This window comes from Mucilaginibacter pineti, assembly GCF_900101875.1.
Lineage (GTDB): Bacteria > Bacteroidota > Bacteroidia > Sphingobacteriales > Sphingobacteriaceae > Mucilaginibacter > Mucilaginibacter pineti.
Genome location: NZ_FNAI01000007.1, coordinates 101003 through 124483, shown reverse-complemented (window position 1 = coordinate 124483; position 23481 = coordinate 101003). Strand labels below are relative to the sequence as shown.

18 protein-coding genes are annotated in these 23481 nt (G+C 41.7%); 8 read left to right on the top strand and 10 right to left on the bottom strand.

What is annotated here, in order from left to right; genetic code table 11:
- Positions 1-34 precede the first annotated feature (34 nt).
- Together BLS59_RS16065 and rpiB are read right to left on the bottom strand one after the other, a co-directional pair.
- On the bottom strand, positions 35-1591 hold the full coding sequence (locus BLS59_RS16065) for a M28 family peptidase (protein WP_091150428.1): 1557 nt from the start codon (positions 1589-1591) through the stop codon (positions 35-37).
- An 83-nt stretch (positions 1592-1674) separates the two neighbouring features.
- Positions 1675-2103: a ribose 5-phosphate isomerase B gene (gene rpiB, locus BLS59_RS16060; RefSeq protein ID WP_091150427.1), complete on the bottom strand. Its 429-nt coding sequence runs from the start codon at positions 2101-2103 to the stop codon at positions 1675-1677.
- Between the two features lie 164 nt (positions 2104-2267).
- On the opposite strand from rpiB, the gene radA reads away from it, so the two are divergent.
- A complete protein-coding gene (gene radA / locus BLS59_RS16055; protein WP_091150425.1) occupies positions 2268-3686 on the top strand; it encodes a DNA repair protein RadA in 1419 nt (472 codons plus the stop codon).
- A gap of 166 nt (positions 3687-3852) precedes the next feature.
- Here the strand turns inward: radA and BLS59_RS16050 are convergent, their stop codons facing one another.
- The gene (locus BLS59_RS16050; RefSeq protein ID WP_091150424.1) at positions 3853-5232 is read right to left on the bottom strand and encodes an NHL domain-containing protein; all 1380 of its coding nucleotides are present in this window, start codon (positions 5230-5232) and stop codon (positions 3853-3855) included.
- Positions 5233-5484: 252 nt separating this feature from the next.
- On the opposite strand from BLS59_RS16050, the gene BLS59_RS16045 reads away from it, so the two are divergent.
- Positions 5485-5949 (top strand): DUF4920 domain-containing protein, encoded by a 465-nt coding sequence (locus BLS59_RS16045; RefSeq protein ID WP_143014139.1) that lies wholly within the window; start codon positions 5485-5487, stop codon positions 5947-5949.
- Between the two features lie 60 nt (positions 5950-6009).
- On the opposite strand, the gene BLS59_RS16040 is transcribed toward BLS59_RS16045, so the two are convergent.
- The gene (locus BLS59_RS16040) at positions 6010-6699 is read right to left on the bottom strand and encodes a hypothetical protein (protein WP_143014138.1); all 690 of its coding nucleotides are present in this window, start codon (positions 6697-6699) and stop codon (positions 6010-6012) included.
- Between the two features lie 99 nt (positions 6700-6798).
- The gene (carB, locus tag BLS59_RS16035) at positions 6799-9615 is read right to left on the bottom strand and encodes a carbamoyl-phosphate synthase large subunit (RefSeq protein ID WP_091150418.1); all 2817 of its coding nucleotides are present in this window, start codon (positions 9613-9615) and stop codon (positions 6799-6801) included.
- A 420-nt stretch (positions 9616-10035) separates the two neighbouring features.
- On the opposite strand from carB, the gene BLS59_RS16030 reads away from it, so the two are divergent.
- Positions 10036-10554 (top strand): hypothetical protein, encoded by a 519-nt coding sequence (locus tag BLS59_RS16030; protein ID WP_091150417.1) that lies wholly within the window; start codon positions 10036-10038, stop codon positions 10552-10554.
- A gap of 7 nt (positions 10555-10561) precedes the next feature.
- Here BLS59_RS16030 and BLS59_RS16025 read toward each other — a convergent pair whose 3' ends face one another.
- The 4 genes from BLS59_RS16025 to panC all read right to left on the bottom strand — a co-directional run bounded on the left by BLS59_RS16025 (position 10562) and on the right by panC (position 13852).
- Positions 10562-11521, bottom strand: coding sequence for an energy transducer TonB (locus tag BLS59_RS16025; protein ID WP_091150415.1), 960 nt, complete (start codon positions 11519-11521; stop codon positions 10562-10564).
- Between the two features lie 55 nt (positions 11522-11576).
- On the bottom strand, positions 11577-12530 hold the full coding sequence (locus BLS59_RS16020) for an energy transducer TonB (RefSeq protein WP_091150412.1): 954 nt from the start codon (positions 12528-12530) through the stop codon (positions 11577-11579).
- Positions 12531-12558: 28 nt separating this feature from the next.
- The gene (gene panD / locus BLS59_RS16015; RefSeq protein ID WP_091150411.1) at positions 12559-12909 is read right to left on the bottom strand and encodes an aspartate 1-decarboxylase; all 351 of its coding nucleotides are present in this window, start codon (positions 12907-12909) and stop codon (positions 12559-12561) included.
- A gap of 112 nt (positions 12910-13021) precedes the next feature.
- Positions 13022-13852 (bottom strand): pantoate--beta-alanine ligase, encoded by an 831-nt coding sequence (panC, locus tag BLS59_RS16010; protein WP_091150409.1) that lies wholly within the window; start codon positions 13850-13852, stop codon positions 13022-13024.
- Between the two features lie 154 nt (positions 13853-14006).
- On the opposite strand from panC, the gene BLS59_RS16005 reads away from it, so the two are divergent.
- From BLS59_RS16005 to glmS, 3 genes are all read left to right on the top strand, one after another.
- Positions 14007-14831: a glycogen/starch synthase gene (locus BLS59_RS16005; protein ID WP_091150408.1), complete on the top strand. Its 825-nt coding sequence runs from the start codon at positions 14007-14009 to the stop codon at positions 14829-14831.
- A gap of 66 nt (positions 14832-14897) precedes the next feature.
- Positions 14898-16229 carry a DUF4270 family protein gene (locus tag BLS59_RS16000; RefSeq protein ID WP_205411286.1) on the top strand — a complete coding sequence of 444 codons (1332 nt, stop codon included), beginning with the start codon at positions 14898-14900 and terminating at the stop codon, positions 16227-16229.
- 191 nt (positions 16230-16420) lie between these two features.
- Positions 16421-18256 (top strand): glutamine--fructose-6-phosphate transaminase (isomerizing), encoded by a 1836-nt coding sequence (gene glmS / locus BLS59_RS15995; protein ID WP_091150404.1) that lies wholly within the window; start codon positions 16421-16423, stop codon positions 18254-18256.
- 77 nt (positions 18257-18333) lie between these two features.
- Here glmS and BLS59_RS15990 read toward each other — a convergent pair whose 3' ends face one another.
- The gene (locus BLS59_RS15990) at positions 18334-19827 is read right to left on the bottom strand and encodes a catalase (RefSeq protein ID WP_091150401.1); all 1494 of its coding nucleotides are present in this window, start codon (positions 19825-19827) and stop codon (positions 18334-18336) included.
- An 87-nt stretch (positions 19828-19914) separates the two neighbouring features.
- Here BLS59_RS15990 and BLS59_RS15985 point away from each other — a divergent pair, with 87 nt between their 5' ends.
- Positions 19915-20850: a hydrogen peroxide-inducible genes activator gene (locus BLS59_RS15985; RefSeq protein ID WP_091150399.1), complete on the top strand. Its 936-nt coding sequence runs from the start codon at positions 19915-19917 to the stop codon at positions 20848-20850.
- 174 nt (positions 20851-21024) lie between these two features.
- Positions 21025-23481 carry a TonB-dependent receptor gene (locus BLS59_RS15980; protein ID WP_091150398.1) on the top strand — a complete coding sequence of 819 codons (2457 nt, stop codon included), beginning with the start codon at positions 21025-21027 and terminating at the stop codon, positions 23479-23481.

Below are 23481 nucleotides of genomic sequence, written 5' to 3'. Positions count from 1 at the left end.
CTCTTTTTTTGTATTTCCTGAGCAACTTATTCAACTACTTAACAGCATCCACCGCCGGACGCTTATCGCGGTTAGCCAGTTCCCAGCCAGTGTAAAACACCAGCTGTGCGCGTTTAGCCAGCAACGGAAAGTTGATCTTACTTACCTCGTCGCCGGGTTGATGGTAATCTGCATGTACACCATTGAAGTAAAAAATAATAGGCACACCGTGTTTGGCAAAGTTGTAATGATCGCTGCGGTAATAAAACCGGTTAGGATCGGCAGGATCATCGTATTTGTAGTCAAGATTTAGCTTGGTGTAAGTATTATTGGCCTTTTCGCCAATTTCATGCAACTCCTTACTTAACATTGCCGAACCTATGGCGTACACATAGTTCGCAGAATCAGCCTTTCCAATGTATTCTTCGCCCACACGACCAATCATATCAATGTTCAAATCGGTAATGGTTTTATCCAACGGAAAAACCGGATGGTCGGTATAATATTCAGATCCAAGCAAACCTTTTTCTTCGCCCACATTACCTAAAAACAACACACTGCGACGCGGACCATGACCATCTTTTTTTGCCTGCGAAAAAGCCCTGGCTATTTCAAGGATACCTGTAGTTCCAGATCCATCATCATCGGCCCCGTTGTTTACTTTATCTGTAGCGCCTGGTTTAGTAACCAAGCCAATATGATCGTAATGGGCGGAGAAAACCAGCACCTCATCTTTCAATTTAGGATCACGGCCCGGCATAAAGCCTAATACGTCCACGGCCTTAACGGGAGTATATTCGGTATTATAATTTAGCGTAACAGCCGCTTTTATTGTTTGTGTAAGTACTACACCTGCTGTTGCAGCTGATTTAAGCTCATCATAAGTTTTCCCGCTCAACTTAACCAATTGATCTGCCAGTGTAGGGGTTATCCAAAAAACGCCGGTCTTTTTTTCGCCTGCTTTAACCTCGGGTTTTACCCCTAAACGGCCAGCAGAAAGACGGTCCTTATTCCTTTTTAACAATCCAGCAATCTCCGGGTTAACGGCAATTATAATTGAAGGATTTTTACTCTTTAAATTTTTCAAGATGCGCTCGCGTGCATCCGTTGCTCGGTAACCGGTGTTAGCAGGCTTTCCTTCAGCGGCCTTATCTTCATTTATCCATACCAATATTTTTCCATTCAAATCGGTATTGGCAATTTCGCTCTCGGTGCCATAACCAACAAACACTACCTCAGTAGCGGTAATTTCCCTATCGGCTTCGGGACTGTAGGCATAAAAATCCTCTTCTTTTGAAGCAGCCTGTCCATTTACCGAGAAAGACGATTTCAAAACACTTGTAGCCAAATTAATATCTAAAAAGTACGATCCTTTTACCGGGCCTTGCAAACCCAGCTTTTTAAATTCAGCAGCTATATAGTTAGCGGCCTTTTCGGCGCCCGGTTTGCCGGTTTCCCTTCCTTCAAACTCATCCGATGCCAAAATGCTCAGGTGTCTTTTAGCATCGTCGGCAGTAATGAATTTAGCGTATTTCATAGCAACCGGATTTTGTTGGGCGCTTACGTTTAATACAAAGGCGGTAGAAAATGCCAGTAATGATATTTTTTTCATGTGATGAGGTGATAATTAGTAGAGATTAAATCAACACGATTTAACTCTTATTTATTTGTCTTTTATATCGTTAGCCAGTCAATTTAGCAAGAAATTTTTCCTACACGCGTTGCATGGCGACCGCCTTCAAATTCGGTTTTTAAAAAAGCCGTCACTATACTTTTGGCTTCTTCAATGCTGGTAAAACGTGCAGGGATGCAAACAATGTTGGCATTGTTATGACTGCGGGCCAGTACGGCAAGTTCCTCATTCCAGCAAATGGCAGCACGGATGCCCTGATGCTTATTAGCTGTAATAGCCACACCGTTTGCGCTGCCGCAAACCAATATGCCAAAATCAAAATCGCCACTTTCAACTGCCGAAGCTACGGGGTGGGCAAAATCGGGATAATCGACCGATGCACTTGAATAAGTGCCGAAATCTTTAAACTCAACCGATGATAAAACCTCCGTTAATGCCTGTTTATAATCAAAGCCGGCATGATCTGCGCCAATGGCAATTTTTAACCCCATTTTAATTTTTGTTTAGGATACAAATGTGAAGATAGATGTGCAGATATGCAAATTGAGTTAAACTACATAAAGCCCAGTAATAAATTCCTAATATTTTTAGCAAAAAACCATCCCATTTGTAATAAAATCTGCACATTTGCACATCTGTAACGGATCTATTAATTATGGCAAAATCCAAAATTGCGTACTTTTGTCAAAGCTGTGGCTTTGAATCGGCTAAATGGTTGGGCAAATGCCCGTCCTGTCAGCAGTGGAACACCTTTGTAGAAGAAGTGATTGACAAGGGTAATACATCTGTCCCTGCCTGGAAGGTATCGCCATCAACTACCATGCAGCGTGCCAACAAACCGGTTCAGGTTGCCGATATTACTTTTAGCGAGGAACACCGTATGCTCACTCCAGACAAGGAATTTAACCGTGTTTTGGGTGGGGGTATTGTAGCCGGTTCATTGGTACTCATCGGCGGTGAACCGGGTATCGGAAAATCTACGTTGATGCTGCAGCTTGCACTCAACATGCCTAACCTAAAGGTATTGTATGTATCTGGCGAAGAAAGCGAAAGACAGATAAAGATGCGAGCCGAGCGTTTAGCGCATCCCAACGCCGGTGGCGTTATTGGCGATGGCTGTTTTATTCTTTGTGAAACATCAACACAAAACATTTTTAAGCAGATAGAAGCGTTAGAGCCCGACCTGGTAGTTATTGATTCTATACAAACACTGCACTCATCACATATTGAATCTACGCCGGGCAGTGTATCGCAGGTGCGCGAATGTACAGCCGAGATGCTGCGTTTTGCCAAGGAAACCTCTACCCCCGTATTCCTGATAGGCCATATCACCAAAGACGGCATGATTGCCGGACCAAAGATCCTGGAGCATATGGTTGATACCGTTTTACAGTTTGAGGGCGACAGGCACCATGTTTACCGCATCCTGCGCACCATCAAAAACCGCTTTGGTTCATCATCTGAACTGGGTATTTACGAGATGCTGGGCGAAGGCTTGCGTGAAGTATCTAACCCATCTGAAATATTATTATCCCACCGCGATGAGCCCTTGAGCGGGATCACTATATCGGCAACTTTAGAGGGCATGCGCCCGATGCTTATAGAAACACAAGCATTAGTAAGTACATCCGCTTATGGAACACCACAGCGTACCGCTACCGGTTTTGATACCAAACGTATGAGCATGTTACTGGCTGTACTTGAAAAACGCTGTGGTTTTAGGCTGGCAGCAAAAGATGTGTTCCTTAATATTACCGGTGGTATAAGAGTGGAAGACCCGGCTATTGACCTGGGATTGGCGGCAGCCATTATTTCAAGCCATGAAGATATGCCGGTGCCATTTAAAACCTGTTTCGCAGGCGAGATTGGCCTCTCAGGTGAGATAAGAGCGGTTAACCGGGTAGAGCAGCGCATTGCCGAGGCCCAGAAATTAGGCTTTAACCAGATCTTTATTTCCAAATACAACCTGCCATCTGGCGGACAGGATAAGAAGCGTATGGATTTGTCGCGCTATGATATCGATATAAAAATTGTAAGCACTATTGAAGAAGTATTTGGATTGCTGTTTGGATAGTTTTTGGAGTAAGGATTGATGGAATAAGGAGAAAGGATTTAAAACAAAAAGGTCGGGTTATGCCCGACCTTTTTATTAAACTCAATTATGTTCTTATTGTAGCGCGTTATAACAAAGTCTTCTTCCTTAGTCCAAAAGTCTTTACTCCTTGCTCCAAAAAATCTGCTTATAATCCGCTTGGCAATACCAGTTTACGGATGCGGTTGTTTCCGCTATCGGCGATCCAAAGGTCGCCGTTCTTATCAACCGTAACGGCTTGTGGAGCACTGAATAATGCGCTTGTTCCTTGTCCGTCTGCAAAACCGAGTAGTGATTTTCCGGCTAAAGGCAGTAATACATTCCCGGCTGTTACCACTAAGATGCGGCCGTTTTGATCAACTATAAACATATCTCCTTTTGCATTGGTAGTTACGGCACCCGGATATCCAACCGTTGTAAGATCTCTTGGTCCACCCAATAACGTAGATACTACACCAGCGGTGGTAATTTTGCGTATGGCATGGTTAAGCAGGTCGGCTACATAAATATTGCCAGCAGCATCAACTGTAACACCAGATGGCCTGTTAAATGAAGCGCTGGTAGCCGTTGTGTTGTTAGCATAACCCGCGCCCCTGTTACCTGCAACAGTGGTAACTACACCCGCCGGTGTAACCCTGCGGATAAGGTTGTTACCCCTATCGGCAACTATAATATTTCCTTGAAGATCAAATGCTAAACCGCATGGGTTATTAAACTCAGCTTTAACACCTGTTGCATCGGTATAACCTGTTGTTCCGCTTCCGGCAAGGGTGCTTACTACACCGGCAGCTGTAATTTTACGGATAAGGTTATTAGCCAGGTCGGCAATATACACGGTGCCTGCTCCGTCAATTATTAAACCCTGTGGTGCGTAAAAACGAGCATCTGCAAGTAAGCCATCTACATAGCCAATTGTTCCGTTACCTGTTAATGTTGTTACTGTTCCGGTAGATGTTACCGTTCTGATAGCACTGTTAAATGAGTCGCTCACGTAAATATCGCCGGCTGCATTGGTAGTTATTCCCTGCGGACTGTTAAAAAAGGCGTTTTGTCCGTCACCATCAGTTAAGCCTGTTGAGGCATTACCAGCCAATGAGCTTACGGTACCAACTAAAGCGGTCATGTTGCCGCCAGTGGTAAATTTTATTACGTTACCGTAACCTGTGCCCGCTACATTTGTAGCATAAGCACGCAAATAATAGGTGGTATTATTTGCAAGTGCATGTAATTTGCTGGCAAAACTTACCAGGTTAACCGTATCTGTAGTTTTTGTATCGGCAGTTGTTGGTAGTTGATTGGTTGTGCTATAGCAAACGCCGTAGGCAGATATACCATCTGTAAGTGTTTCGGTTATAAAGCCCCCGCTGTGGCCGCTGGTATCGGCGGCATCCATAATTACCTGTGTGGTGGATAAAACAGGTATAGCGCTTGGCGTAGCACTTCCGCTTTTACCGCATCCTGTTCCTATCAGAATTATAGCGAATAAAAAAGCGGCAAGTAAAGCAGTTTTAGTTAGGGTTTTGTTCATGTATATAAGTACTGAAAAGTTAGTATGTATAATTACGGCAAATTAACTGAACATGCTACAGCTTATCTAATAAACCTGCCTGTTTTAACATATATTAACAATAAAAAATGCCTTGTATTAAATTAGGTGGTAAAAATACGCTTTGCGCAGGCAAAAGCGGCCTTTCAGCAATTAAATGTAACACATAAAATACAATTGTTATTTGGGGCAACAATTTGCAAATGCAAGTGTTGTAAGGTAACAATCAACATTATGAAAGTATTCCCATTACTGGTCTTACTATTTTATACCGTCACGGTATCGGCGCAAAAACATGTGCACTTGCCGCATGGCATGGTTTACGGCAAACGCCCAGATACCATGGCTTTGCAGGATGCCAAAAAGATAGAAGCCTTTATGGGTAAAAAAACACGCATTAGCACCACCATTGAGGGTAAGGTTACCAGGGTGACTAAGGAAAAAGGTGGCTGGTTTGAACTTGATGCCGGCGATGGTAGAATAATAGCCGCGCATTTTAGCGATTATAATATCAATATCCCTGCCAACCTTGCCGGGCGCACTGTAATTATTGAAGGTGTTGCCGCCAAACAATTCATAGCTGATGATCTTCAGCACATGGCCGGCGATACTGTTACCGGTAAAAAACAACACCAGGTAAAAACCGACCCTAAAAAAAGGATTGTGTTTGAGGTAAAGGGGTTAATGGTGGATATATAGCCACAAAAAAGCCAAAGTCTTTGGGTCCGCGGCTTTCTATATTGTCAAAACTGATAGTTGTTAAAACTTAGCGTCACGTGTTAAAACAGAAGGCTCCAAATAAAGATTGGCTGTGAACAGTTCCTTTATTTTTTGCGAGATTTCCATTTTGTTTACGGTAGCTGCGTCGCGACGGCATTTTATGTGGTGCTCTTTTGCAACTTGCTCGGCCAAATCGCCGAGGGTTTTAACTTTAAGTTCCTTGCCAAATTTACCAGCAAGGGCCAGTCCCGCGGCAGCAATTATTGCTCCTACGGCAGCCATTATGGGTTCAAAAAAGAAGCCAACTATTGATGCCAGTAACACAAACCCAAAAACAGCTACTACTCCCTGTTTAGGTTGCAACAGGTTAAGCTGAAAGCCCATTTCCTTTTCAATTTCGGTAATTACCTCAATACGGTTATCGCGCGGAAAAATATCTGCTAATTTAGTTTGGGGTTTTACCATTTCCCTGGGTGGAGAAACTGTGGAATTTATGGCATTACGTATTTTGTAAAATGCCTGCTGCGTGGTGCAGCTTTCGTTATTTACCTGCTTCACTTTTTCAACAACAATGTCGCAAAGCTTGCCAAAAGTTTTTACATCTTTAAATGATGTATCGTCTAAATGGATATTAAATGATCTTTCAATTTTTACAAGAACTTCACCTATATCTTCAGGATCAACATTATTAAGGTTGAATGCCTGCGTATTATTCAAATTAACTTTCAAACTATAGTACCTAAATTCAACAATTATTTTCCTGTAACCATAGTTACAGGAAAATGTTATTAGCCATTAAATTACAACAGGGGCAATTTAATGTTTTAATTATTTGCTTAAATACATTGATTTCTCTTTGTACAAATGGCGGAAATACGGATCCTGCAGGTTAGGGATAAAGCGGATAGCCTCACCTGTCGATTTCATTTCAGGCCCCAGTTCCTTGTTTACTTCAGGGAATTTATCGAAAGAGAAAACCGGCTCTTTAATGGCATAACCCCATAGTTTACGCTCAATAGTAAAGTCTTTTAACTTGGCCACACCCAGCATAACCTTGGCGGCTATGTTAATGTATGGCACATCGTAGGCTTTGGCTATAAAAGGCACCGTACGTGATGCACGCGGGTTGGCTTCAATAACGTATACCTTATCGTTCTTAACCGCAAACTGAATGTTTAGCAAGCCAATAACGTTTAGTGCTTTTGCAATTTTAGCGGTGTATTCTTCCATCTGGCCAATCACATTATCCGATAGGTCAAACGGTGGCAGCACCGAGAATGAATCGCCCGAGTGAATACCTGCGGGCTCAATATGTTCCATCAAACCAATGATATGTACATCATCGCCATCGCTTATCGAGTCAGACTCGGTTTCGGATGCACGGTCAAGGAAGTGGTCAATCAGTACGCGGTTGCCTGGCAGATTTTTCAGCAGACTAACAACCGCTTTCTCCAGGTCCTCGTCGTTAATTACGATGCTCATGCCCTGCCCGCCTAATACGTAGCTTGGGCGAACCAATACCGGGTAACCTACTTCGTGGGCAACTTCAAGTGCTTCTTCGGCACTTTCAGCAACACCATATTTAGGGTAAGGAATTTCCAGTTCTTTCAACAGGTCTGAGAAACGACCGCGATCTTCGGCGATGTCCATGTTATCGAACGAGGTACCGATGATCCTGATACCGTGTTCGTGCATTTTCTCAGCCATTTTCAAGGCAGTTTGACCACCCAACTGAACAATTACACCGTAAGGTTTTTCCAGTTCGATGATCTCACGCACGTGCTCCCAGTAAACCGGCTCAAAGTATAGCTTATCGGCCATATTAAAGTCGGTAGATACCGTTTCAGGATTACAATTAATCATGATGGCTTCAAAGCCCGATTCCTTGGCTGCAAGCAATCCGTGTACGCAGCTGTAATCAAACTCAATACCCTGACCGATACGGTTAGGGCCCGATCCTAATACGATGATCTTCTTTTTGTCGGAACAAATGGATTCGTTCTCGCCTTCATAAGTTGAGTAGTAGTAAGGCGTTTTTGCAGGAAACTCGGCGGCGCAGGTATCAACCATTTTGTAAACGCGTTTGATACCTAATTCTTTCCTGCGCTGGTAAACATCCTCTTCGGTTACGTTACCAAGTATGTAGGCAATTTGTGTATCCGAGAAACCTTTTTGTTTAAGGGTGAAGAAGAAATCTTCGGGGATGTTGTTCAGTGAATAACGGCGCAGTTCATTTTCTAAGTTAACTACATCCATTATCTGGTTCAGGAACCAGCGGTCTATCTTCGTAACTTTACGTACCGATTCAATTGGTACGCCTAAGCTTAATGCATCATATATGTGGAATAACCTGTCCCAGCTTGGATGCTCCAGGCTGTACATTATCTCTTCGAGGTTGCGGCTCTGGCGACCATCGGCACCTAAGCCGGCACGACCGATCTCCAAACTTTGACAGGCTTTTTGCAGCGCTTCAATAAAGCTGCGGCCAATACCCATTACCTCACCTACCGATTTCATTTGCAGACCAAGCTCGCGATTGGCGCCTTTAAATTTATCGAAGTTCCAGCGGGGGATTTTTACAATTACGTAGTCCAGAGTAGGCTCAAAATAAGCCGAAGTTGTTTTAGTGATCTGGTTTTCTATTTCGTCGAGGTTGTAACCAATAGCAAGCTTGGCAGCGATTTTGGCAATCGGGTAACCGGTTGCTTTTGATGCCAGCGCCGATGAGCGCGATACACGCGGGTTTATTTCAATGGCGATGATAGATTCATCAGCAGGGTTAACCGAGAACTGTACGTTACAGCCACCCGCGAAGTTACCAATGGCGCGCATCATGCGGATAGCCTGGTTACGCATATCCTGGTAGCAACGGTCGCTCAGCGTCATGGCCGGGGCCACGGTTATCGAGTCGCCCGTGTGGATCCCCATCGGGTCGAAATTTTCGATAGAGCAAATGATGATAACGTTGTCGTTATTATCACGCAGCAACTCTAATTCGTATTCTTTCCAGCCTATAACAGCTTGCTCAACCAATACTTCGTGAGTAGGTGATGCCTGTAAGCCTTTGCTTAAAGCGGCATCAAAATCTTCTTTTTTGTGTACAAAGCCTGCGCCTTTACCACCCAACGTATAGCTTGGGCGAATAACCAGCGGGAAACCAATTTCCTGCGCAGCTTCTTTACCTTCTAAAAATGAGTTGGCTATTTTTGAAGTAGCAACGCCTACGCCTATATCAACCATTAACTGGCGAAAAGCTTCGCGGTTCTCTGTTTTTTCGATGGCGTCTAAATCAACACCAACAATCTTAACACCGTATTTTTCCCAAATGCCAAGTTCGGCAACACTAATGCAAAGATTAAGCGCTGTTTGGCCACCCATGGTAGGCAGTACGGCATCAATCTGTTGTTCTTGTAATATCTTCTCAATACTTTCGGGTTCAAGTGGCAGCAGATAAACATGATCTGCAATAACCTTGTCCGTCATGATAGTAGCAGGATTGCTGTTAATGATGGATACGGTAATACCTTCTTCTTTTAATGAGAGTGCGGCCTGTGAGCCGGCGTAATCAAATTCACATGCCTGGCCAATAATAATGGGGCCTGAGCCAATAATGAGAACCGATTTGATGGAAGTGTCTTTGGGCATGGGCTTTTTTTAGTAAAAAGTTGTAAGTCAGTAATCCAACTGTGATCAATAACTATGTTCCTATGCGCTGAAAGCCAAGAAATCCCGACTTCAGCGTCGGGGTGCAAAGATAGGATTTACACAAACATTTTACTCAATTTTTTTAAAATATTGACCACACATGTTAATATGTTCTTTTAAGGCATAAATCATTGTATGGTCAAAGCGATCTCTGCAACGGCAACATTTGGTAAATATGCTTTAAAAACCATTATATATTCGTTTTACGGTGCTTTAATAAAAATATAAATTTTTGTTAAAGTGATATCTTAAATCGATAACGGTTTATATTGTAATAGCCAAAATATTTATGGCCGCATTGGCTTTTACCAGCTAAAAACTTATTAAATTGGCATATCCGGTAAACCTGAATTAGCTGTTATGAAAAGAATTTGTTTTGTGCTGATTGGCATTTTTGCCAGTTCATGCGCCATGGTGCAGTCTATCGTAAAGTCAACATTTCCTTATACGGCCGTTATGGTAATTCCCGCATCGGCCAGGGTGGGCGAAAGCCATACAGCACTGAGTACCGCCAACAGCTTTGACCAGGATTTTACAAAAGACGGCAATAATGCAGGCAGGGTTGGCGAAGTGCGTGTTATATCGGCCAAGCTACAATCAAAGGATCCATCAGATTATAATATCGGCAACATAACTTCCATAAAGGTTTATATGGCAAAGGCAGATGGCAGCGAGGAGGTTATGGTGGCATCGCGCAATGACATTACCCCAAACGTGGGCGATGGCATTGTGCTTGATATAGATAACTCAAACTTTTTGGATGCCCTGGTGCGTGAGCCAAGTGTACGCTTAAGAATGGTTTATGTATTGCGCAAGGCAGCCAATGTTGATGTCAGTTTAAAGGTATCATTAGGGCTCGGGGCGTATCCGCATAATTGATTGCACTTTAATTAAGTATAAAGCTGATCGGTATGCTATAACTAACACGCACAGGATTACCAAATTGCGTTCCGGGGGTCCATAATGGCGATTTTTTTAATACCCTGACGGCCTCGGCGTCAAGTTCGGCGCTAACAGATTTAGCAACCTTAATGCCGGAAAGCTCCCCTGTTTTTTCAACTATGAATGAAAGGATAACGGATCCCTCTACATTATTTTCACGAGCCCTTGCCGGATAATTGATATGACGGGAAAGAAAGCTACCAAAAGCCTTAACTCCTCCCTTAAACTCAGGCACCTTTCTTCTTGTTCCGCTATAATTACTGCTTTTTCCATTTTTTTCAATAGCAGTACCGTTTACAAGTTTTCCATTATCATAAATTTCCGTAAAGGAAGTATGTATATCCTTAAACTCACCTTTCCACGTGCCATCTCTTTTACCATCTTTAACCGGCCCCTCTTCTTCAATATAAGCGAATTTATCGTCATAGCCTTTAAAGTATCCATTCCCATCGGTAACCTGGGCTTTACCTAATGAGTCATTATTGTTTTTTATTTGATAATCATTTCTTACATCAATAGTAGTGTTATTCTGGTAAGTTTTCTGTAGATAAAGCTCGCCGTTAGGGTAATACTCAAAATCTTCTCCATTTTTTTCGCCATCTTTATAAGATGCTATTGATTCTCGTTGTCCGTTGGCATAAAAAGTACGGCACGTACCCTCATAAAGGGCTGACACAATAGACTTTGACTGACCGAGAAGCTTTCTTTTCCCGTTAATGTAAAGCTCTGTTACATTATACAATACCGTACCAGAATCTGGCTCGCGTACAATTCTTACATAATCAGCGCTATCACGCACATCTACATATTTGCCGTTATTCTTTATATAATAAACATTTTGGCCTTGTTGTGCAAGACACAAGGAGCCTATAAAAATCAGGGAAAGCGTAAGCAGGAGTTTCATTAATAAATTGCGATTTGGTGCCGCTAATTTACTTTATTAATTTGTTATCGCTTTATTAAAGCGCAAAGGAAATTGGAACCGAATATTTGACTTTCACAAGCTTCCCGTATTGCACACCTGGCCTCCATTTGGGTGACATTTTTAAAACCCTAAGGGCTTCTTCGTCAAGAGCAGGGTCTACAGAATGCCCAATCGTTATATTAACAAGCTCACCTGTCGTTTCTACTGAAAAATTGAGTATTACTCGGCCCTGGATACCTTTTGAACGAGCGCTTTCTGGATATTTTATATTTCTTTGAAGGAATTTTACAAATTCTTTGTTTCCGCCTTCAAATTCAGGGATTACCGATTGTGTTTCGGCATTGTATGAGCTACTTTTACCATCCTTGTCTATCGCTATTCCGCTGATAAGTATTCCATTATTGTATATTTCTGTTAAAGTGGTTTTTGAATCCCTGAAATTATATTTCCAAGTGCCCTCTCTTTTACCATCTTTAACCAGCCCTTCTTCCTCAATATAAGCGAACTTTTTATCGTAGCCTTTATAATAGCCATTCCCATCGGTTACCAACTCATTTCCCAATGAATCGCTGTTGGCCATTATGAGGTAATTACCATAGAAATTAGAATTTTCAGGATAGACGTACCGGCTGTAAAGCCTGCCATTTGTATAATATTCATAGTCATTGCCATTTTTTATCCCGTTCTTGTAATTTACAACAGATCGTTTTTCACCATTGCCGTAATAGTTAACGAATAATCCTTCATATGTTAATCCATCAAGATCCGATGACTTTGCAATCGTTCTTATATCCCCTTTAACAAAAAACTCTTTTACGTTATAAAATTTGGAACCCGGATCTGGTTCACTTACTACCCTGATATAGTCTGCGCTATCGCGCGTATTAACTTCAGTACCGCCAAATTTTAAGTAAAATTTGTTTCGATGTTGCGCAAAGCTGGAGATGGCTACAAATATAAACAGCGAGATTGCAAGAAAAGATTTCATTAATAAATTGCGATTTGGTACCGCTAATTTACTTTATTAATTTGTTATCGCCGTCGGGGAAAATTAAAATCGGCTCGTAGTTGCGAGCTTCTTCGGTTTCCATGTAAGCGTACGACATAATGATCACCACATCGCCCACCTGGGCCAAACGGGCTGTAGCGCCGTTTAAACATACGGTACCGCTACCGCGTTCGCCTTTTATAACATAAGTTTCAAAGCGGGCACCGTTATTATTATTAACTATTTGTACCTTTTCGTTGGGTATGATGTTAGCGGCTTCTATAAGGTCTTCATCAATTGTTATACTGCCCACATAATTCAACTCCGCCTGTGTAACCTTCACCCTGTGAATTTTGGACTTTAATATCTCAATAATCATGGCGCAAAGTTATAAATAATTAATAGTAGGTGAAAGTAGTGGGTGATAAGGTAAAAGGATAAAGGTAAAAGGCAGTAAAAAAACCTTTCGCCTTTTACCTTTGTCCTTTCACCTAATTTATCAACACATTATCTATCAATCTTGTTTTACCTGCGCGGGCAGCAACAAGGGCTACTATATTTTTTGTACTGGCAGTGGCCGGGTACAATGTATTGCCGTCAACAATTTCAAAATACTCCAGTTCGATGCCAGGTTCGCTGCTTACCATTTGCTCAGCCTGTAGTTTTAGCGAGGCAATATTTTCGGTATTAAAATTATCCTTAACCCAGTTTAAGGCTTTTGACAGAATAAGCGCGTGAAGGCGGTCGTCGGCAGTTAAATGAACATTTCTTGAACTCATGGCCAAACCGTCGGATTCCCGTTGAATAGGGCACATTACCATCTTCACCGGCATTTTCAATAGTTCCACCATTTTACTGATCACTAAAAACTGCTGATAGTCCTTTTGGCCAAAAAAAGCCACATCAGGCTTAACAATATTAAAAAGCTTATTTACTACCTGCATAACGCCCTGGTAATGCCCCGGCCTGAATTTGCCTTCCAGTAAATGCTCCATATCGCCTATGTCTAAATGCCATTTCTCATTATCAACATACATCTCATTAACCTGCGGATTAAACAATACATCGCAGCCCGCCTGCTCAAGCATAGCTATATCTGCAGCTATAGGGCGCGGATATTTTTCAAGATCTTTAGGATCATTAAACTGCGTGGGGTTAACAAAAATGCTGCATACAACCTCGGTGCTGTTTTGCTGCGCCTGTTTAATAAGCGAGATATGCCCATTGTGCAGCGCGCCCATGGTAGGTACAAAGCCAATGGTTTTACCGCTTTTATAGGTAAAATACGCTGATATTTCTTGTTTGGTGGTAAAAATTTTCAATACTATTTGAATTACAAAATTTGGCAAAGGTGTGCATTTGCGCAAAAAATACCAAAAGTTACTTGCACAATTCGTTGACAGTTTGTATAATAATGATTATATTTGCAAACTCAAATTTTTTGACTTCTTTACAATTTTAAATACTGATTAAGTGATGGGTAAATCTAAGCTATTGTTTATAACTCATGAAATGTCTCCTTTCCTTGAACTCACAAAAATTGCTGAAATAACACGCCAACTTCCGCAGGCAATGCAGGAGAAGGGTTACGAAATCCGTATCCTAATGCCGCGTTTTGGCAATATTAATGAGCGCAGGAATAGACTTCATGAAGTGATTCGTTTATCGGGTATGAACATTATTATCAATGATAATGATAACCCGCTGATCATCAAAGTAGCATCAATCCCGGCGGCACGTATGCAGGTGTATTTTTTAGATAATGAAGAATATTTTCAGCGTAAACATGTGTTTGGCGATAAGGATGGGAAGTTTTACGCCGATAATGATGAAAGAATGATTTTCTTTTGCAAAGGTGCGTTGGAAACTGTAAAAAAATTAGGCTGGGCACCAGATATCATCCACTGTCATGGATGGATGAGCGCATTAGTACCTGCTTACCTTAAAACTACTTATAAGGACGATCCTACATTTAAACACTCAAAAATCATTTACTCTATTTATGAAAATGATTTTAACGACAAGTTAAGTGCTGACTTTGCGCAGAAAGCTGTAATGAGCAATATGACCGAAGAACATATTGACGCTTATAAAGAAGGCACCAACTCGGCATTATATACCGGCGCTATCCAATATTCAGATGGTATTGTTTTAGGCAGCGAGAATATCGATGCATTTGTGTTAAATAATGTTAAAAACAGCAATAAATCGGTTTTAGAATTCGATTCTACCGCAGATTTCGAAAATTATTACAATTTTTACGACGAAATTACCAACGACGAATTGGTGCATGTTGCATAATACTTAATATTATATATGAAATTTTTTCGATTAGACTTATTGACCCTGTTAATAAGTCTTTTTATTTTGAATAGCTGTAAACGCCAGGATGGTATAGGACTGGGTGTTAATGAATCGAATCAGATCAACGGCAGCCTGGTGGTTGATACCAATATTACCATCCGTACCGAGATTGACTCGTCAATTGTAACCTCGGGACTTTCAAAAACACCAATGGGCGATTTTGCAGATCCTGAATTTGGCGGCACCAAGGCAGACTTAGCGCTTGGCTTGGGCTTACCAAGCGTTCCATATACCGTACCAGCCGGTACACTAACTATCGACTCGGCAGTTATGGTGTTACGTTACGCTGATGGTTTCTATGGCGACTCTATTGCATCACGCTTTAAAGTGAACGTATACCAGTTGAAGGAAAAAGCATCATCGGCTATCAGTTACTACAGTAACAGAAAGTGGCAGGTAGACTCAACACTTATATTGGGATCAAAAACATTCACGGCCCATACGCATGATAGCGTTACCATTGCATTAATCAGAAGCGCCCAGGTAGATACCATACAAAAAGTTGGACCGCAGCTGCGTATAGCATTCAGCAAAAAGTTTATTTATGATAATCTTCTAAATGCAACTGGTACGCAATTGGCTTCAAATACCACCTTCCTTGAAGCAGTAAAGGGCCTATATGTTACGCTTGACAGGGAACACCCTACAGATGCGGGCGGTATCATCCAACTTAAGCTTGATTCATCGCGTATAGATGTTTTTTATAAAGCTGTAAATGGTGCAACTATTGACACAGCGGTGGCTACATTAAGTTTCCCGTCGTATAGCGCAGCCGTGCGCCATACTTATACAACAACAATTAAAGCAGCGCTTGCCTCAACAACCGGCTCACAAAACGATATTTATCTGCAAGGATTAGCTGGTTTAAGGGCTAAGGTTAGTTTCCCTGGATTAGAAAAACTAAACCCAGATTCGGTAGTATTAAACCGGGTTGAACTGGTAATTAGTCCAAGGCCGGGTTCGGCTATCCCTTATGCGCCGCTGGCCAAACTGGGTATGTACCAATTGGATATTGCTAACCAGCGTACTTATATACAGGATTCATCGCCATCTGATCCGCGCAATGGCGGCCCAAGCGTATTTGGTGGGTTTTATAACAAAACCAAAAAAGAATACCGCTTTATAATTACAGCCTACATTCAGGATTTAATATTAAAGAAAACCAAAGATTACGGAACCTTTATAGCGCCTGTTGATACAACCGTGATAAACTCAGCTGCAGGTGTAGATTACAGCCCTACCGTACAAAATGCCGCCAGAACCAAAGTAGTTGGCAGCGACAAATCACCGTACAGCATCAAGCTAAATATTATCTACACAAAAATTCGCAAATAAAAAGATTTACCGATTTAAATAATAAGAATCCCCTCAATGGGGATTTTTTGTTTAAGCCTTTTACACTTTTTAAAATTTATTTTTAAGTAATTAAAAACTCTGCGGTTTTATTGAATAATTAAAATAATTAGCTGTGAACTGTGTTATATAGCTGATTATTTTTGCTCCATTTACATTTTATTAATTTTACTATGTGCGGAATTGTAGGTTATATAGGTTACCGGGATGCTTACCCCATTGTTATAAAAGGACTTCATCGTTTAGAGTACCGCGGTTACGATAGTGCCGGTATTGCTTTAATAAATAAGGAGCTTAAAGTATATAAAAAAGCAGGCAAGGTTGATGACCTTGAAAAATTTGTAAAAGATGTTGACCTGAGCGGATCAATTGGCATGGGCCATACCCGCTGGGCCACGCATGGTGCGCCGAGCGATCGTAACTCGCACCCGCATTCGTCGGGCAACCGTAAGTTAACCATCATCCACAATGGCATTATCGAAAACTATGGTATTATAAAAGAAACACTCACAGCCAAAGGCCACGTTTTTAAAAGTGATACAGATACCGAGGTATTGATCCATTTGATTGAGGATATCCAGCAGTCGGCAAACCTTGATTTGCGCGAAGCGGTACGTGTGGCGCTTAACAAGGTAATAGGCGCCTATGCTATTGTTATTATGAGTGCCGACGAACCCGATGAATTAATAGCCGCCCGTAAAGGCAGCCCTATGGTTATTGGTGTTGGCAAGGGCGAATACTTTATAGCATCGGATGCCACACCCATAGTGGAGTACACCAAAAATGTGATCTACCTAAATGATAACGAGATTGCCTATATAAAACGCGATAACCTGCTGATAAAAAACATCGATAATTCGGTGCAGATCCCCTACATACAGGAACTTGATCTAAAACTGGAGATGCTTGAAAAGGGCGGCTACGATCACTTTATGTTAAAAGAGATATATGAGCAACCCCGTTCCATCCGCGATTGCCTGCGTGGCCGCATTTACCCACAGCAGGGCAAAGTGCAGCTGGGCGGCATTAAAGAATATACCGAGAAGCTAAAAAATGTCGACCGTATCATCATCATCGCCTGCGGCACATCATGGCACGCAGGCCTGGTTGGCGAATATCTGATAGAAGAGTATGCCCGCGTACCCGTTGAGGTGGAATACGCTTCAGAGTTTCGTTACCGTAATCCCATCATTACCGAAAAAGACCTGGTAATTGCCATTTCACAATCCGGCGAAACCGCAGATACCATGGCTGCCATTGAGCTGGCTAAAGAAAAGGGTGCCACTATATTTGGTATCTGTAACGTTGTAGGCGCGTCTATACCACGCACTACCCATGCAGGCGTTTACACACATGCCGGGCCCGAGATTGGTGTGGCATCAACCAAAGCCTTTACAGCTCAAGTTAGCGTATTAACATTAATAGCTTTTTACATAGCACAGCAACGAGGTAAAATAACGCAAAGCAAGTTGGTTGAATATTTAACCGAACTTAACGAGATTCCGAACCTTGTTGAACAGGCACTAAAATGCAACGATCATGTGATTGAAATTGCCGAAAAATTTAAGGATAGCACAAACTGCCTGTTCCTGGGCAGGGGCAGTTCGTTCCCGGTTGCGCTGGAAGGTGCGTTGAAGCTAAAAGAGATCTCCTATATCCATGCCGAAGGTTATCCTGCCGCAGAGATGAAACACGGCCCCATAGCTTTAATTGATGACGATATGCCGGTAGTGGTTATAGCCACCCAAAGCTCATCGTATGAAAAAGTAATTAGCAACATACAGGAAGTGAAAGCACGTAAAGGCCACGTGATTGCCATTGTTACAGAGGGCGATACCGAAGTACGTAACATGGCCGATTATGTGATTGAAATACCACAGGTACACGAAGCATTTGTACCGCTGATAGCAACTATTCCATTACAGCTGCTGGCTTACCACATAGCCGTAATGCGCGGCTGCAATGTAGATCAGCCAAGGAACCTGGCAAAATCAGTAACGGTAGAATAGAAGATTTGATTTGAGATGTTAGATATGAGATTTAAGACAGCTTCACAAGCGTCTTAAATCTCATATCTAACATCTATCTAAACCGGCATTTGTTTCATGGTTTCGGCCAGGTCCAGCTCAAGACCTTTGGCTATTGCCATGCCCAGATTAATATCAGCCCTAAACCAGTGGCAAAGCTGACGGTTGGTGATCAAATCCTTTTTAGGGCCTTCAATACCACTCATCGAGTTTACGATATTAGTGATCAGATCCTGCTTTTGCTGGGCATCCATCAAGCGGTACAAGTCGCCGGGTTGGGTATAATGATCGTTCTCACCTTCGGCATTACGATCATACCAGTCCCCTACCGAACTACCGAAATCCCATGCAGGTTCCTTGTAGCTTTGGTCTGCCTCAATATCGTCAAAACTGTTAGGAAAATAGTTAGGGTTTGATCCCTGGTTGCCATTAACCGTCATTTGGCCATCACGCTGGTAATTGCTCACCAGGTAAGGGCATTTATTTACAGGGATTTGCTCGTAGTTACCACCAAGGCGGTAACGGTGTGCATCCGGATAAGAAAGGATGCGTCCCTGCAGCATTTTATCGGGCGAATACCCCACTCCATCAATCACATGGGCTGGGGCAAAAGCAGCCTGCTCCACATGGGCGAAATAATTATCCGGGTTTTCGTTTAGTTCAAGTACCCCAACATCAATCAGCGGATAATCGCCATGCGGCCAAACTTTCGTCAGGTCGAATGGGTTGATATGGTAGGTTTTGGCATCGGCTTCGGGCATTACCTGTATTTTCAGACTCCATTTAGGGAAGTCGCCATTATCAATATGTGTTAACAGATCGTGCTGTGCAAAGTCGGGTGCTTTACCACGCATGTCCCCTGCCTCTGCATCGGTAAAGTTTTTAATTCCTTGTTGGGTTTTAAAGTGAAACTTAACCCAAAATCTTTCATTATCAGCATTAATAAACGAAAATGTATGGCTGCCAAAACCATCCATGTGGCGGTACCCGTAAGGCGTTCCCCTATCGCTCATTAATATGGTAACCTGGTGCAAACTCTCGGGATTAAGCGACCAAAAATCCCACATCATAGTAGCACTTTTGCAGTTAGTGTACGGATCGCGTTTTTGGGTGTGGATAAAATCGCCGAATTTTTTTGGGTCTTTTATGAAGAATACAGGGGTGTTGTTACCTACCAAATCCCAGTTACCATCCTCTGTATAAAACTTTATGGCAAAACCACGCGGATCACGTTCTGTATCCGCTGATCCTTTTTCGCCGCCAACTGTAGAAAACCGTAAGAACACCTTTGTTTCCTTACCAATTTTATCAAAAACCTTGGCCCGCGTGTATTGTGAAATATCATGTGTAATGGTCAGTTTACCATAGGCCCCAGATCCTTTTGCATGTACCACACGCTCGGGAATTCGCTCACGGTTAAAATGGGCCATTTTTTCATGAAGAATAAAATCCTGTAACAGGATGGGGCCTCTTGGGCCGGCAGTTTGGGAATTCTCATTCTCTGCATAAGGCTTGCCGGAGGCGGTAGTCAGCTTTTTCTTATTGGTTTCCATTTTCACTTGGTTTTGTTAATCAAACTTCATCATAATAATTCAATAGAAAAAATCAATAATTGTTATATTTGAATAGAATTTATCTATATGACCATTACCCAACTGGAATATATTGTAGCGGTTGACACATACCGCAGTTTTGTATTAGCTGCCGAAAAATGCTTTGTTACGCAGCCTACCCTAAGTATGCAGGTTCAAAAGCTGGAAGATACACTGGGCGTAAAACTATTCGATCGCAGTAAGCAACCGGTAACGCCTACTGAAATAGGCATTGAAATAATTACCCAGGCCCGCATCATGCTTTCGGAAAGTGAAAAGATAAAAGAGATAATTACCGACAGGCAAAAGGAACTATCGGGCGAATTGAAGGTTGGCATCATCCCTACCGTATCACCTTATATATTACCTAAGATCATTCACGGTTTTATTGAGAAATATCCGCAAGTAAAACTAATAGTTTGGGAGCAAACTACCGAAGAAATAGTTCAGCAGTTAAAATTAGGCACTATAGATTGCGGCATCCTGTCTACTCCGTTGCATGAGAGCAATTTAACAGAGATCCCGGTGTTTTATGAAAACTTTGTGGCCTATACATCTAAAAATAGCAAGCTTTCTAAAAAGAAAAACATTACACCAGATGATATAGATATGGAGGAGATATGGATCTTGAACGAAGGCCATTGTATGCGTGAACAGGTGTTGAACATTTGCCAGCGCCGTAAATCAACCAAAGGCTTCCAGCATTTTGAATACAATACCGGCAGTGTTGAAACACTGAAACGCATGGTTGACCAAAACAACGGTGCTACCATACTCCCCGAGCTTGCACTTGCCGACCTGAGTGACAAACAACTGGACAGGGTACGTTACTTCAAATCGCCTGAGCCGGCCCGCGAAGTAAGCATTGTGATACAGCGAAACTTTTTAAAACGACGTATGATTGAGGCGCTTAAAAATGAGATACTTGAATTTGTACCCAAACGAATGAAAAGTAAAAAGAAAAAAGAACTGATGGATATTTAATACCCCAGAGTGTAATTCCTTAGGCTTAGCGTATTGGATACACTATATCACACATCGTTAAAAGACTGAAAATAAGCACACAACGCCCATCTATTTATAATCTTTCTAAATAAATTTGGATTAATTGTCATAATGGAATACTTTTGGCCATTATTTATAATTAGTCTAAATAAAATGAAACAACCCGGACAATTTTTAAGATCTTTACTTTCTCTCCCATTTATAGCATTCTTGCTATTCATTAATACGCCCCCAGCAAGTGCACAGCAGGTACGCGGCACTATTAAGGGCAGAGTGCTTACTACCGAAAACAAGCCTGCAGAAAATGTATCTATAGCATTAAAAGGAACCAAATATGGCACCCTTACCGATGACAATGGCTATTTCATATTTAAAGCTGCCGCGGGTAACTATACTTTAGTAGTATCATTAGTTGGTACAACAAGCCAGGAAAAGATTATTGAGGTAACCGCAGGACAAACAATAGTTGTTGTTCCTGATTTTACAATTAATATTACAGCTAACGCTTTAAATGAGGTTAATATTAAGGCCAGCAACAGGGTAAATAAATTTAAACGCAGCAAAAGCGAAGATGTAGCTAAGATGCCGTTGAACAACCTGGAAAACCCACAATCCTATACAACTGTTAGTAAAGAGTTATTAACCGAACAAGGTTCCTTCTCTGCAGATGACGCGATAAAAAACGCTGCAGGTATTACAAAATTATGGCAAGCTACAAGCCGTGTTGGTGATGGTGGTGCTTATTTTACATTAAGAGGTTTCACTGTACAAACATCATTGCGCAATGGCATGACCGGAAACGTTGCAACCACTATTGATGCTGCGAACCTCGAAAAACTGGAAATTATAAAAGGCCCATCGGGTACTTTATACGGCAGTAGCCTGATATCCTACGGCGGTTTAATAAACCGTGTAACTAAAAAACCTTTTGAAACTTCTGCGGGCGAAATCAGCTATTCTTTTGGCAGTTATGGACTAAATCGTGTTAGCGCCGATTATAATACCCCGCTTGATTCGGGCAAGAAAGCGCTATTACGAATTAATACCGCCTATAATAACATCAATTCGTTTCAGGATAATGGCTACAGCAAAAATTTTGCCTTTGATCCAAGTTTTTCATACCAGGTTAATGACCGATTAAAATTATCTTTTGAAGCAGAAATAAATCATGTTGTTGGTACAACACCGGTAATTTATTTCTTTAACACCACAATGGCCGACTTAGGCGTGAGCCGAGCCGATCAGTTGAACCTTGATTATAAAAGATCATACCAAAGCAACGATATAATTAATGCAAGCAGTAATGTAAATTTTTTCGCCCAGGCAGATTATAAAATATCCGACCAATGGAGATCACAAACCAACATAAGCACAACCAACAGCAGCGGTGGTGGCCCTCAAACCTATTTTTACTTACTTCCGGGTAACGATAATCTTTCGCGCAATGTTTGGGAGTTAAATGGGAATACTAACTCCTTACAGGTACAACAAAATTTTATAGGAGATTTTAAGATCGGTACACTAAGAAACAGACTGGTAGTTGGTTTAGATTTCATGAACGACAGATCAAACATCAAATACATAGACCCTAATCACGGTTCAGACAATTTCGACATTATCAACCTAAACGGCCCAATAGCTAACTATGACCATTTTAACAGAACCAAAGTTGATTCGCTGTTTCAAAATGTACCTTCAACTACATCATACAATCGCTACAGCAACTACAACTATAGCGCTTACGCAAGTGATGTGTTAAACATTACAGATAATTTATTAGCAATGGCCAGCTTGAGGGTAGATCATTTTAACACCAAATCTGTTGACAACCCAACAACCGGAGAAGCCTCAGTTAGTTTCAGTCAAACTACCTTATCTCCAAAATTTGGTTTAGTTTACCAGGTGATAAAGGATAAAGTTTCAGTTTTTGGTAACTATATGAATGGCTTCAGCAATCCGGGTTATAACCTAGCTTATGATGCCGCCACTGATAAAAACGTTAGCAGGCTGTTTAAATCTGAGCAGGCTAACCAATGGGAAGGTGGTGTTAAACTTGATGTATTTAATGGCAAGCTAAGCAGTACAATAAGCTACTATGATATTAGCGTTAAAAATAAAATAAGGAGTGATGCCGACCACCCTAATGCAAGCGTACAGGATGGCACTCAAAAAAGCAGGGGCTTTGAAGCTGAAGTTATTGCCAACCCGGTTAGCGGATTTAACATTATTGCAGGCTACTCACATAATTACAGCATAATGGAAAAATCAAGCGATTATGATAATGGTCGCAGGCCACAAACCGCCGGACCAGTAAATTCTGCCAATTTTTGGTTGAGTTATACCATAACCGCTGGCGATGTTAAAGGACTGGGATTGGGTTTTGGTGGTAACTATGCCAGCGACAATCGCATACTTGATAACTCTTATAACGGTGTATTTACATTACCATCGTACACGGTACTTAACACCGGTGTATTTTATAACAAAGAAAAATACCGCTTAGCACTTAACGTAAATAACCTTACAGATAAAAAATATTACACAGGCTACACAACTGTTAATCCGCAAGTTTTAAGGCAGGTAATTGCCAGCCTCACGTATAAGTTTTAA